Origin of the sequence: Pseudarthrobacter sp. DSP2-3-2b1 (assembly GCF_049895945.1) — a bacterium.
Lineage (GTDB): Bacteria > Actinomycetota > Actinomycetes > Actinomycetales > Micrococcaceae > Arthrobacter.
Map to the genome: position 1 here is coordinate 1 of NZ_JAFCTI010000019.1, position 12,164 is coordinate 12,164.

Below are 12,164 nucleotides of genomic sequence, written 5' to 3' on the forward strand. Positions count from 1 at the left end.
GATGGTGCCCGGGAGGTCCTCCTGAATGGCATTGCGCACGGTGTACAGCTGGAGTGAGTACGGCATGGGGCTCTCCTTAGAGGATCTCGACGGCTGTTTGCTTTTGACGGGGCAGTATCAGATGGCGACTGCGGAGACGGTGCCGCCGGTGACCGTCACCTCGAACGGGATGAACCCGCCGTCGGCCGTTGGGACGGTGACGGTGCGGCGGTGCCCTTCTTCAGCGGCGAAAGCCTTGAATTCCATCTGCGTGGCCCACTCGTACTCAGGCCTGTCCGTCACGGTGCCGAGCGGAAGGACCGCTCCCTGCCGGACATAAACCGCCGCTTCCATCACCGTGAACTCCTTGCGGTGCCACCGTGAGCCGGAGAGCTGCTCACCGGTTACCAGGTGCGTCCAGGTTCCCTCGGGCAGGTAAAAGTCCACAGTCCCCCCTGCGCCCATCACGGGAGCGACGAGCAGCTCGGATCCCAGCATGTACTGCCGGTCGAGGTAGGCGCACGCTGGGTCTTCAGGGAATTCCAGGAACATGGGACGCATCAACGGCGCCCCGGTCTGGTGGGCCTCCTCTGCGGCTCCCAGCAGATAGGGCATCAGTTGCATCTTCAACCCGGTGAAGTGACGCAGCACATCACTGGATTCATCGTCCACCAGCCACGGCACGCGGTAGGAGTTGGAACCGTGAAGCCGGGAGTGCGAGGACAGCAGGCCGAACGCAATCCAGCGCTTGAAGAGTTCCGGATCCGGCGTCCCTTCGAACCCGCCGATATCGTGGCTCCAGAAAGCGAATCCGGAAGACGCCAGGGACAGGCCGCCACGGAGGGATTCGGACATGGCGGAGAACGTGGATTCGCAGTCGCCGCCCCAGTGCACCGGTAGCTGCTGGCCGCCGGCGGTGGCAGAGCGGGCGAACAGCACGGCCTGGCCTTCGCCGAGCTCCTTGGACAGAAGGTCGAACACCGCCCGGTTGTAGAGCTGCGCGTAGTAGTTGTGCATCCGCTGCGGGTCCGAGCCGTCATGCCAGGCCACCTCTGTGGGAATCCGCTCCCCGAAGTCGGTCTTGAAGGAGTCCACGCCCTGGTCCAGCAAGGTGCGGAGCTTGTCCTGGTACCAGGTCACCGCGTCCGGGTTGGTGAAGTCGACCAGGCCCATGCCGGCCTGCCACATGTCCCACTGCCATACCGAGCCGTCCGCCCGCTTGACCAGGTAGCCCAGCTCCCCGGCTTCACGGAACAGGTGTGAGCGCTGCGCGATGTAGGGGTTGATCCAGACGCATACCTTAAGGCCGCGCTCGTGCAGGCGCCGCAGCATACCCTCCGGGTCCGGGAAAGTGGCGGGGTCCCAGACAAAGTCGCTCCAGTGGAAGGCGCGCATCCAGTGGCAATCGAAGTGGAACACGGACAGCGGCAGCTTACGCTCGGCCATGCCGTCGATGAAGGACATGACAGTCTTTTCGTCGTAGTCCGTGGTGAAGGACGTGGAGAGCCACAGCCCGTAGGACCAAGCCGGAACACGCGCGGGCCGGCCGGTCAGTTCGGTGTAGCGGCGCAGGATGTCCTTGGGCGTGGGCCCGTGGATCACAAAGTACTGGAGCCGCTGCCCCTCCACACTGAACTGAGTACGGGACACCACCTCGGAGCCCACCTCGTAGGACACCCGCTCCGGATGGTTGACGAACACCCCGTAGCCCGCGTTCGTGATGAAGAACGGCACGTTCTTGTAGGCAAGGTCGCTGGAGGTGCCGCCGTCCTCATTCCAGATATCGATGGACTGTCCGTTCTTCACCAGCGCACCGAACCGCTCCCCCAGGCCGTACACATTGGTTCCCACCCCGAGGGTCAGCTGTTCGTGGACGAAGTGCCGGCCGTCCTGGTCAGTGATCAGACCGATGCTTCGGGGCACCGAGCTGGTCAGTGGCCGGCCGTCCCCCACGAAGTCCACGTTCCAATCGCCCCCGGTGCTGATGTGTGCGGTGAGGCCACCGGACGTGAACGTGGCGGTGCCGGCGTCGTTGGTGATGCTGACATCGGCGCGGCCGTCCTTCAGCCCGAAATGCGGCCCCTTGTTCACAGCGCCCTGGAAATGTTCGATAGTGACCCCAATGACGTCCGGCAGGGGGGACTCGAAGGTGATGGTCAGCTGGGGGCAGTTCAGGGCATCCCCCCGGGACCGGATTTTCTGCGTCGGCGCGTAGATGGTGAGCTTGCCGTCTGTGGCTTCCACGTCCGATACGTCCCGCGGATGCAGTGCTGTGAGGCCTTCGCGGTGGAGCCAGTAACCGTCCGTGAATTTCATGCTGTTCCTCTGTTTCGATCGTTCTTCAAGTTGGAAAGTTCTGCGGCCCCGGTTTGTGTGGGCACCGGTTCTTTGAGCACCAGCGCACCGAAGGGCGGCAGGGTAAGTTCAGGGCCGTGGGCCGTGCCGGTCAGCAGGTCAACCGAGGTCCAGCCCAGCCCCACCTCCTGCGGCCGGGCGGAGTGGTTGAGCAGGAACAGATGCCCGCCGCGGCTGGCGGCCTCCACCGGGTCCGGCAGGGGCGCAGTCAGCGGCGATGCGATCCCTGCCGCTGCCAAGGCGTCCGCCAGGACAAGCTCCAGCGCTTCCGCAGGTAAATCGGCGCCCACATACCAGCTGCTTCCTGCGCCATGGCAATTGCGTACGACGGCGGGACGGCCTTCCAGCCTGCCAGCGCCGAAGTGCGCCATCACCTTCCCGGTATTCCCCCTGAGTGCCAGGTCTTCCGCCCAGATGTGTGCCTGCACGGCCTGTATTGGCCCAAAACGGACTTCCACAGGCGAAGCAAGCGGAACCCATTCCTCGCCGTCGACACCCAGCAGGTCAGCGAGACTTCCTGGGAAACGGCCGTCGGCAAGATGCCCGTTGCTGTCCGCTACGGCGCTGAAGGGACCCACCACCAGTTGTCCGCCTCCCCGGACGTATGCTGCCAATGAGTTCGAGTGTTCCGGGGCCAGGAGGAACAGGCTCGGCGCGACGACAAGGCCATACCTGCCCAGCTCCGCGGAGGGGTGGACCACCTCGACGGACAGGCCCCTGCGGTGCAGCGGGGCGTAATAGGCCTGGAGCTGTTCCAGGACCTGAAGCCGGTTCGTGGGTGTGTCCGGCGATTCTGCTGCCCACCAGCTCTCCCAGTCGAAGAGGACGGCGATGGTTGCCGCGCAGCTGGTGCCGGCGACCTGCCGCAGGGACCGCAGCTCCTTGCCCAGTTCGGCCACTTCGCGGAACGCCCGGGTGTTCTCGCCAGCCAGCGGCACCACGGCGGAGTGGAAGCGTTCTGCGCCGAAGCGGGATTGGCGGAACTGGAAGAAGCAGACGCCGTCGGCCCCGCGGGCGACGGCCGAGAGCGCGTCCACCCGGAGTTCGCCAGGCTCCTTGGGCACATTGTGTTCACGCCAGTTCACCGCGGAGGTGGCGGACTCCATCAGGAGCCACGGCATCCCGCCAGAGAGTCCTCGGCAGAGATCGTGAGTCAGGGCTCCGAGCCTGTGCGAATCAGGGTCCGCCGGGTCCGTGTACCAGTCGTTGGCCACAACGTCGGTTTCCTTGGCAAAGGCGAAGTAGTCCGCCCCGCGGAAGAAACCCATGAGGTTGGTTGTGACCGGGCACCGGGTGTCATAGCGCCGGATGATGTCCCGCTCCGCACGGTAAAGGGAAAGCAGCTGGGCGGAGGTGAACCGCTGGAAGTCCAGTTTCTGGCTTGGGTTGATCAGGTAAGGCGCTTTCCGCGGCGGCAGGATCTCCTCCCAGCTGCCGTAGGCCTGGCTCCAGAACGCGGTTCCCCAGGATTGGTTGAGTCTGTCCAGTGTGGCGTAGCGCCGGGTGAGCCAGGTACGGAACCCCAGTGCCGTTTCGTCGTCGTAGCTGACCTGTCCCAGCTCATTGCCGACATGCCACATGGCCACGGCGGGGTGGCCGGCGTAGCGCCTGGCCAGGGACTCCGTGATGGCAGCGGCTGCCTGCCGGTACTTGGCGGAAGACGGATTGAACTGGTTGCGGGAGCCGTACCAGAGGGTGCTGCCATCCGCGTCCACGGGCAGGGTTTCGGGGTACTCATGGCCAAGCCAGGCCGGCGGTGATGCCGTGGGCGTGGCCAGGCAGACCCGGATACCGCCTCCGTGAAGGAGGTCCATGAGATGGTCCAGCCAGCCAAAATTCCGGGCACCCTCGCTGGGCTCCAGCCGAGCCCAGCTGAAGACTCCCACGGTGACCATGTTGATGCCCGCCTCCTGCATCAGCCGGATGTCCTCGGGCCAGGTGGCCGCGGGCCATTGCTCGGGGTTGTAGTCGGCGCCGAAGATCAGACCGGAACGATCCGTCAGGCCGGTCAGGCTGTGGCTGCTGGAAAACATGAAAATCCTTGGTTAAATGGGAGGTATGGATAATCGAAGGGCTTCAACAGTGGCTACCATCAACGATGTGGCCCGCGAGGCCGGAGTTTCCACCAGTACCGTGTCTTATGTGATGAGCGGGAAGCGGACAATATCGAAAGAAACCCGCGATATTGTCGAAGCTGCCATGCGAAGGCTGAAGTACAGCCCTCGGTCCAGCGCCCGTGCACTCGCCTCGAGCCGGTCCAATGTCCTGGGGCTGGTGGTGCCACTTCGCGCGGATGTCAATGTCGGCGTCGTGATGCAGTTCGTCACCGCCGTTGTCACCACGGCCCGGACTTTCAACCAGGACGTGCTGCTGTTGACCCAGGACGATTCCGGAAGCATCGAACGGGTGACGTCCCAGTCCATGGTGGACGGCCTGCTCATGATGGACATCGAAGCCCGCGATCCGCGCATTCCGGTGCTGGCCAAGCTGCAAAAACCGGCGGTGCTGATCGGGATGCCGGATGATCCCCGCGGCCTGAGCTGCGTGGACTTCGACTTTGCCGGAGCGTCCCGCACCGCCGTCCGGCACCTTGCGGAGCTGGGACACCGCGGGATCGCGTTCATCGGTTCCCCTCCGGCCTCGCTGCGACGGCACGCCACCTACGCGGACCGGGCACTGCGCGGGTTCCAGGACGCATGCGACACCCTGGAGATCGGCTATGTGTCGGTGGCCTGCGAGGCGAACTCGCCGGACCTGGCCAAGGCCCTGGAGAAAGTGTTCGCTGGGCCAGAACCCATCACGGCGCTGCTGGTCCACAACGAGGGCCTGCTGCCGATGCTGCGGGAAAACCTCGCGTTCCGCGGCCTGTCCATCCCGGCTGACGTCTCGGTCGCCGTGATCGCCCCTGCTGACGTGTCCATGGCCACGGCACACCCCTGGACCGCGGTCTCCATCCCGGCCATGGACATTGGCCGGGCGGCCGTGGAGATGGTGATGGACCGGCTTGGCCTGGACAAGCCCGCCGAACTGCGCCTCATCGCGCCCACTCTGACCCTTGGTGAAACCACCGCTCCAGCGGCCCCGGATGCCGGCTCCGTTCCTGTCGGGACTTTTCCTGCCCGGTAGCAGCAGGGCGTTCATCCCTTAACAGCCCCGATCATCACGCCCTTCGTGAAGTGCTTCTGGACGAACGGGTATACCATCAGGATGGGGATCATGGCCAGGACAATCACGGCCATCTGCAGCGCCGGCGAGGCAGCAGCGCCATCGCCTACGTTGATCTGCCCGGGCACAGTGACGCCTTGCAGCACGTAGGAGCGCAACACCACCTGGAGCGGGTTCATGGCGCTGTCATTGATGTAGAGGACGGCGTTGAAGAACGCATTCCAGTAGCCCACACCGTAGAAGAGGGCGATGACCGCGGTGACGGCTTTGGACATGGGCAGCACGATCTGGGTCAGGGTGCGCCACTCGCTGGCCCCGTCAATCCGGGCGCTTTCCAGGATTCCCCTGTCGATGCCCATGAAGAACCCGCGCAGGATGATGATGTTGAATACCGAGATGCAGCTGGGCAGGATCAGCGACCAGTAGGTGTTAATCAGGCCCAGGCCGGACACCAGCAGATATGCCGGGATGATGCCGGCGCTGAAGAACATGGTGACCAGCAGAGTGAAGAGGATGGGAGTGTGGGCGAAGGACCCCGGCCGGGACAGCCCGTAGGCGCAAAGCACGGACACCACCATGCTCAGCAGGGTGCCGGTTGCGGTCACTCCCACAGAGACCAGGACGGCCCGGGTGACCACCCCGCCGCTGAGGATCTGCTGGTAGGCGGAGAACGTCAGCTCGCCGGGGATCAGCACCAGTCCCCCGGCGCGCGTGATGGTGGCCTGCGAGGAGAGGCTGGTGAGCACGATCGTATACAGCGGGCCCAGGACAGCAAGGATGACGGCGGCGAGCACCACAACCTTGACGGCTTTCGCCACCCGCCCGGGTTCTTCCTCCCAGGCCGGCCGTTCCGGCCGGAGCCGGGGTTTGGTTATAGTTGCGCTCATTTGGAATACACACCGCTCTCGCCGAATATGTGGGCTACCTTGTTCGCGGCCAGGATCAGCGCGAGGCTGACGAGACCCTTGATCAGTCCGGCGGCGGCCGCGTAGCTCCAGTCGCCGTTCTGCACGCCCGTGTAGTAGACAAACGTGTCCAGGACTTCGGAGGCATCCACGCCCACAGCGTCCCGTTGCAGGATCAACTGTTCGAAGCCCACAGTCAGTGAATCGCCCAGCCGCAGAATCAGCAGCAGCACAATGACGCTGCGGAGCCCGGGCAGGGTCACATGCCACATACGCTTCCAGCGGCCGGCGCCGTCCACGGCTGCCGCCTCGTACTGGGCGGGGTCGATTGCGCTGAGCGCCGCCAGGAACACGATGATGCCCCAGCCTGCGTCCTTCCAGACCGCCTGGGAGGTGATCAGGAACAGGAAGGTGTCTGGGTTGGTCATCACGTCCACGGCCTGCCAGCCATTGGCGCGCAGCGACTGGTTGAGCAGGCCCGCTCCCCCGAAGATCTGCTGGAAGATGGAGACCACCAGCACCCACGAGAAGAAGTGCGGCAGGTACACCACAGCCTGGATGGCGGCCCGTAGCCGCGGGTTGACCAGGGAGTTCAGCAGCATGGCCAGGGCGATGGGAATTGGAAAGAAAAACACCAGTTGGAAGGCCGTGATCACCAGGGTGTTCTTGACGGCGTGCCAGAAAGCGGGGTCGCCCATCACGCGGCTGAAGTTTTCCAGGCCCAGCCAGGGGCTTGCCGGGATGCCTACGAAGGGTGAGTAGTCCTGGAAAGCCACTATGTTGCCGAGCATGGGCAAGTAGGCGAAGACACCTAGCAGGATCACGGCTGGCAACGCCATGAAAACCAGCGAACGGTCCCGGTTGAACCGGACCCTCAGGCTGGCCCGCGGGCGAAGGTTCCCGCCGCCCGGCTTGCCGGGCGGCACCTGGAGGGCTGCCGACGTCGGACGCGCTGCCGGCGCCGCGCTCCCGGTGTTGGGCCTCGCCGGGGCTAGGGTGGAGGACCTGTGTTCTGGACCAGTGGGCATATTTCCCGCCGGCCTATGCCAGGAATCCGGCGTAGAACTCGCGCAGCTCGTCGCCACCCTTGCTCTTCCAGGTGGCGATGGCGCTGTCCAGGTCGGTGAGGCCTTTGCGTCCGCGGATGATGTCCTTGGCCAAATCCTCGAAGGGCTTCCCCAGGGAGCCGAACTTGGCTGGTTCCTGGATCTGCATGCCGAAGAAGATGTCTTCCTGGACGTTGGGTGCCTGCCGGGCTTCCCACTCTGACTGGGACTGGACCAGTCCCGGGTACTGGATCATGGAGTTCACGATCGGACCGCTGACCAAGAACGCGTAGGTGCTGGTGACTTCCCGGGTTCCCTTTGCGGTGGCCTGCGGGATGCCCTGCGCATCGCGGGTGAAGTGCACGCCCTCCACGCCGTTGTTGACCAGGACGTTTTCCTCGGTGCCGAAGGGGGCTGCGATGAAGTTGGCCAGTGCCAGTATCTCCTCCACTTTGGCGGGTTCCGTCTTCTTGATGAAGCTGAAAATCGCCGCGGGCGAGGCTCGGAAAATTGTGGGCTTACCGCCGTCGGGGGCGAAAAAGTCTAGGGGTTGCATGTTGAACGCGGGGTTCGACGGCAGGACCCGGGCCAATGCTTCGTGCCAGCCACCCACCCCGTCCGAGGACATCAGCGAGGCGCCGGATTCGAAGCGCTGCTTGGCCTGCTGGGCGTTTCCGGCCACTGCGTCCGGGTGAACGGAACCGTCGGCGAACAGCTTGGCCGTCCATTCCAGCGCGGCGCGGTACTCCTCGGTTTCAAACTTGTTCTGGAGCTGGCCGCCCACCTTCTTCCATTTGGGGACCACGCCATGCATAAGCTGCGCACCGTTCCAGATGTCCTCGGAACCCCAGCGGTTCTTGGATTCATCTGTAAGTTCCTTCGCCACGCTGCGGTATTCTTCGGCAGACTTGGGCGGTTCAACGCCGAGTTCCGCGAAGAGGTCCGCGCGGTAGAAGATGGCATCGGAGATCAGCGCGCCCGGATACGGCAGGCCGTACAGGCCGCCCTCAAAGCAACCCAGCCTCCACGCGGCGGTGGGTATGTTTGCCAGGTTGGGGTACTTCTTAATCTTGTCACCGGCGAGGAATTCCGAGAGATCGGTGAAGATGCTGGTGGCTGCCTGCCCGAAGCGCGGCGGCATGTTCCAGGACGGAATGACCATCCAGTCCGGCACGTCCTTGGGCGAGGCCAGGACAGTCTGGATCTTGTCCGCGTAGGTATTGCCGTCGTTGACCTGGAAGTTTATTGTGGCGCCCAGTTTTTCGTTGACGGCCTTGTAGTAGCCGTTGTCCGGCAGCGCCGGCGGGACCGCCCACCACGCAGGGGTCATGACGGTGTAGGTCCCGCCCGCGCCGGGCGCGGAGGCCACGGATTTGACCAGGGCCTTGGGGGTGGAGGTGAACCCGGGGGTGGAACCATTGACGGAGGCAATGTCCGGCTTGACCAGGTCCAGCGGAATGTAGGACGGGACCAGTTTGGCGACGGCCTCGGCAAGGCCTCCGGATGTTGTTGCTTGCGGGGTGGCGGCGCCAGGGCTGCAGGCAGTCAATGCAGCAGGTGCGGCAGCCAGGAACACTGCGCCACTGAGGATACCCAGGAAGGAACGGCGGTTCACTCCCCGCGCTCCGGCCTCGGCGAGCAGTGTGGCACCGGTTTTTCGGCCGCGGGACGGGTCCGCTTGGTAACCAAGCATAATCAGCACTCCTTTGTGTGAACTTGCAACATAAGATCTTTCGAAGTTGTCGAACCGCTTCGATTAAGTTCACAGTAGAGCATCACGTTTCACCCCGCAAGAGAAATAGTGTTGCGGATCACAATCCGCTGATGTCACACTGGTCTTCACTCTGATTTGTAGAAGCGTTTAAACAATCTTCCATCGAAGAAGCACAGCCGATTGGACTCTCCGTGCCCCTATTGCCCGTCACATTCACAGCGCAGCGTCTGTTGGAGTCTCTTTCCCTGGACCAGAAGGTGGCAATGCTGCATCAGCACGCCCCCGCCGTCGGATCCCTGGGCCTGGCCCGGTTCCATACCGGCGCCGAGGCGGCCCATGGTGTGGCGTGGCTGGGACCGGCCACGGTGTTTCCGCAGCCGGTGGGCTTGGCCGCGAGCTGGGACGTGGACCTGATTCGCCGGGTGGGAACCGCCGTCGGACGTGAAGTACGCGGTAAGAAGGCCACGGACCCCAGCGTCAGCACCAACGTCTGGGCGCCCGTGGTGAACCCGTTGCGGCACCCTTTGTGGGGCCGGAACGAAGAGGGCTTCTCGGAGGATCCGCATCTCACCGCGGCGTTGGCCGGTGCGTACTGTGCAGGACTGAAAGGCGGCCATGACCGCTTCTGGCTGACCGTGCCCACGCTGAAGCATTTCCTGGCCTACAACAACGAGGCGGACCGGAACGTTTCGAGCAGCCAGATGCGCGCGCGGGTGCTCCATGAGTACGAGCTTCCGGCCTACCGCGGACCCATCGAGGACGGAGTGGCCGGCGCCGTGATGCTGTCCTACAACCTGGTCAACGGCCGGCCCGCGCACGTTTCCGATCTAGTGGCGGCCGAGTTGCGGCAATGGCGGAACGGCATGGAAATCACCGTCGTCACCGACGCGGGAGCCCCGTCCTCGCTGTACACCGCCGAAAAATACTTCGACGACGGCCCTTCTGCCTACGCTGCCGCCCTCGTGGCCGGCGTGGACAGTTTTACTGAGGACGGTGACCAGCCGGAGCCCTCCCTCCGGCACATCCACGAAGCGCTGGACCGCAGGCTCATCACGGAAGCTGACGTGGACCGGGCGGTCCTCCGGCTGCTCACGTTGCGGGAGCGGAGCGGGGAATTCGAGCCCGACGGCGGACCGTACGGTTCGCTCACACCTGACGTTGTGGGCGATCCGGCCCATGTTGCATTGGCCCGTGAAGCCGCCCGGAAGTCGATCGTGGTCCTCCACAACACTCCTGCGGCCGGCATGGAGGCACCCCTCCTCCCGCTCGGACCACGTCCAGGAAAGGTTGCGGTCATCGGCGCGCTGGGCTCCACAGTCCTGAGCGACTGGTACAGCGGCACCCTGCAGGATGAGGTCAGTATCTTCGCAGGCCTTTCAGTGCGCTACACCGATGTGATGGCGGAGGCCGCTCTGGACGCTGTGTCTCTGCGGTGCGTCCGGACGGATTCCTACCTCAGCGCCGGGAACTCTGGCACCGCGCTCACCGCGGGCGCAGCAACGGCAGGGCCGGAGGGTATCTTCCTGCTCAAGGATTGGGGCGGCGGCGAGTGCACGCTGCAATCCCCTGCCACTGAGAAGTTCGTAGCCGCCAGTGGATATTACCTGACCGCATCGGCTGACCGCGTAGGCGGCTGGGTGGTACAGGAGACGTTCCGACTGCACCCCGCGGTGGATGGAACCGTGTCCATCCAGCACGTTGGCACCGGAAAATGGGTGCGCATCGAGGCGCACACCGGGAGCGCGGCACTGTCAGCCGAAAGCGGCGAAACCGCAGACCGTTTCGCCCTGCGCATCGTCCGCTCCGGGCAGCAGGCCGCCCGGGAGGCTGCTGCCGCGGCGGATGTCGCCGTCGTCGTGGTGGGCAACGATCCGCACTTGGGCGGGCGGGAAACCATCGACCGGTCCACCCTGGCCCTCCCCCAACCTGAACAGGAGCTCATCCGCCTGGTACGGGAGGCAAACCCGCGCACCGTCCTGGTGATCGCTTCTTCCTACCCGTACTCACTGGGAGGTCTGGCGGACACCCCCGCGATAGTCTGGACCTCACACGCGGGCCAGGAGCTCGGCAGCGGGTTGGCGGATATCCTCAGCGGGGATTTCGAACCGACCGGACGGTTGGCCCAGACCTGGTGGCGGCGCGATCAGGACCTTCCAGACATCCTGGATTACGACCTCATCACCTCTCAAAGCACTTACCTTTACAGCACAGCCGAGCCGCTGTATGCGCTCGGGCACGGTCTGGGCTACAGCACGGTCAGCTATGAATCGGCTGTGCCTGCAGGTGATGACGGAGGCGAAAGCGGGCTTAGCGTGACGGTCTGCAACACCGGCACACGCACTGCACACGAACTGGTACAGGTTTACGCCACGTGCCCTGGACACCGCTTCGGGTTCCCGCGGCGGCTCCTGGTGGCGCACTCCCGAGTCGAACTGGCACCAGGTGAACGCCGGACCTTAAGGATTGGGGTGCCCCGGAACCGGCTGGCCACCTTCAGCGTGACCGAAGGGCGGATGGTGCTGGAACCCGGGACATATGAGTTGTTGGTTGGGCCATCTGCCGGCAATCTTCCCTTGGGCGTGGAGGTGGACGTGGAAGGCGAAGGTAGCGGCCCCCGCCGACGGGGAACCTGGATCCGCACCGAACTGTTTGACGAATGCTCCGGCCTCGCGCTGGTGCCGGAGACGCCGCTGGCGGGCACCGCCGTCGCCCCCGCCTCCAGCCAGGAGGCAGCCACGGCGGTCTACCGCGGCTGGCCTGAAGGCCCGGCCAGCGCCATGGCCATCCGGCTCAGGACGGACGGGAGCCCTGGCCGTATTGCAGTCAAACGGCCCGGACGCGGCGGCACTTGGACGGACTCCGCCGAGGCTGCTGTTGCTCCCGGATTCGACGGCGAACTGCTGCTGGAGCTCGAGGGAAAGTGCGTAACTGCCATCCAAATCGTATTGACGGGTCCGGTAACGATGAGCGAGTTGCGGCTGGACTGATGCCCCCTGATGC

The 12,164-nt window shown here is 64.6% G+C and carries 7 protein-coding genes; 2 read left to right on the forward strand and 5 right to left on the reverse strand.

Annotation, left to right across the window (positions count from 1 at the left end; translation table 11 throughout):
- Window positions 1–117: 117 nt before the first annotated feature.
- A complete protein-coding gene (yicI, locus tag ACP7AX_RS18010; protein ID WP_426228427.1) occupies window positions 118–2,295 on the reverse strand; it encodes an alpha-xylosidase in 2,178 nt (725 codons plus the stop codon).
- Window positions 2,292–4,367 (reverse strand): beta-galactosidase, encoded by a 2,076-nt coding sequence (locus ACP7AX_RS18015; RefSeq protein WP_426228429.1) that lies wholly within the window; start codon window positions 4,365–4,367, stop codon window positions 2,292–2,294. The genes yicI and ACP7AX_RS18015 overlap by 4 nt, the downstream gene beginning before the upstream one ends.
- A 49-nt stretch (window positions 4,368–4,416) precedes the next feature.
- On the opposite strand from ACP7AX_RS18015, the gene ACP7AX_RS18020 reads away from it, so the two are divergent.
- Window positions 4,417–5,460, forward strand: coding sequence for a LacI family DNA-binding transcriptional regulator (locus tag ACP7AX_RS18020; protein WP_426228431.1), 1,044 nt, complete (start codon window positions 4,417–4,419; stop codon window positions 5,458–5,460).
- A gap of 11 nt (window positions 5,461–5,471) precedes the next feature.
- Here the strand turns inward: ACP7AX_RS18020 and ACP7AX_RS18025 are convergent, their stop codons facing one another.
- Genes ACP7AX_RS18025 through ACP7AX_RS18035 form a run of 3 tightly spaced genes read right to left on the reverse strand, consistent with a single transcriptional unit; the run spans window position 5,472 to window position 9,143 of the window.
- The gene (locus ACP7AX_RS18025) at window positions 5,472–6,386 is read right to left on the reverse strand and encodes an ABC transporter permease subunit (protein WP_131684163.1); all 915 of its coding nucleotides are present in this window, start codon (window positions 6,384–6,386) and stop codon (window positions 5,472–5,474) included.
- Window positions 6,383–7,432, reverse strand: a complete 1,050-nt coding sequence (locus ACP7AX_RS18030; RefSeq protein ID WP_131684162.1) for an ABC transporter permease subunit — start codon at window positions 7,430–7,432, stop codon at window positions 6,383–6,385. The genes ACP7AX_RS18025 and ACP7AX_RS18030 overlap by 4 nt, the downstream gene beginning before the upstream one ends.
- A 13-nt stretch (window positions 7,433–7,445) precedes the next feature.
- Window positions 7,446–9,143: an extracellular solute-binding protein gene (locus ACP7AX_RS18035; protein WP_426228434.1), complete on the reverse strand. Its 1,698-nt coding sequence runs from the start codon at window positions 9,141–9,143 to the stop codon at window positions 7,446–7,448.
- 284 nt (window positions 9,144–9,427) lie between these two features.
- Here ACP7AX_RS18035 and ACP7AX_RS18040 point away from each other — a divergent pair, with 284 nt between their 5' ends.
- Window positions 9,428–12,151 carry a glycoside hydrolase family 3 C-terminal domain-containing protein gene (locus tag ACP7AX_RS18040; RefSeq protein WP_426228436.1) on the forward strand — a complete coding sequence of 908 codons (2,724 nt, stop codon included), beginning with the start codon at window positions 9,428–9,430 and terminating at the stop codon, window positions 12,149–12,151.
- Window positions 12,152–12,164 lie beyond the last annotated feature (13 nt).

Bases quoted from the DNA above. Each gene is read 5' to 3' on its own strand.
- yicI (WP_426228427.1), bottom strand. From the start codon at position 2,295: ATGAAATTCACGGACGGTTACTGGCTCCACCGCGAAGGCCTCACAGCA.
- ACP7AX_RS18015 (WP_426228429.1), bottom strand. From the start codon at position 4,367: ATGTTTTCCAGCAGCCACAGCCTGACCGGCCTGACGGATCGTTCCGGT.
- ACP7AX_RS18025 (WP_131684163.1), bottom strand. From the start codon at position 6,386: ATGAGCGCAACTATAACCAAACCCCGGCTCCGGCCGGAACGGCCGGCC.
- ACP7AX_RS18030 (WP_131684162.1), bottom strand. From the start codon at position 7,432: ATGCCCACTGGTCCAGAACACAGGTCCTCCACCCTAGCCCCGGCGAGG.
- ACP7AX_RS18035 (WP_426228434.1), bottom strand. From the start codon at position 9,143: ATGCTTGGTTACCAAGCGGACCCGTCCCGCGGCCGAAAAACCGGTGCC.
- ACP7AX_RS18040 (WP_426228436.1), top strand. From the start codon at position 9,428: ATGCTGCATCAGCACGCCCCCGCCGTCGGATCCCTGGGCCTGGCCCGG.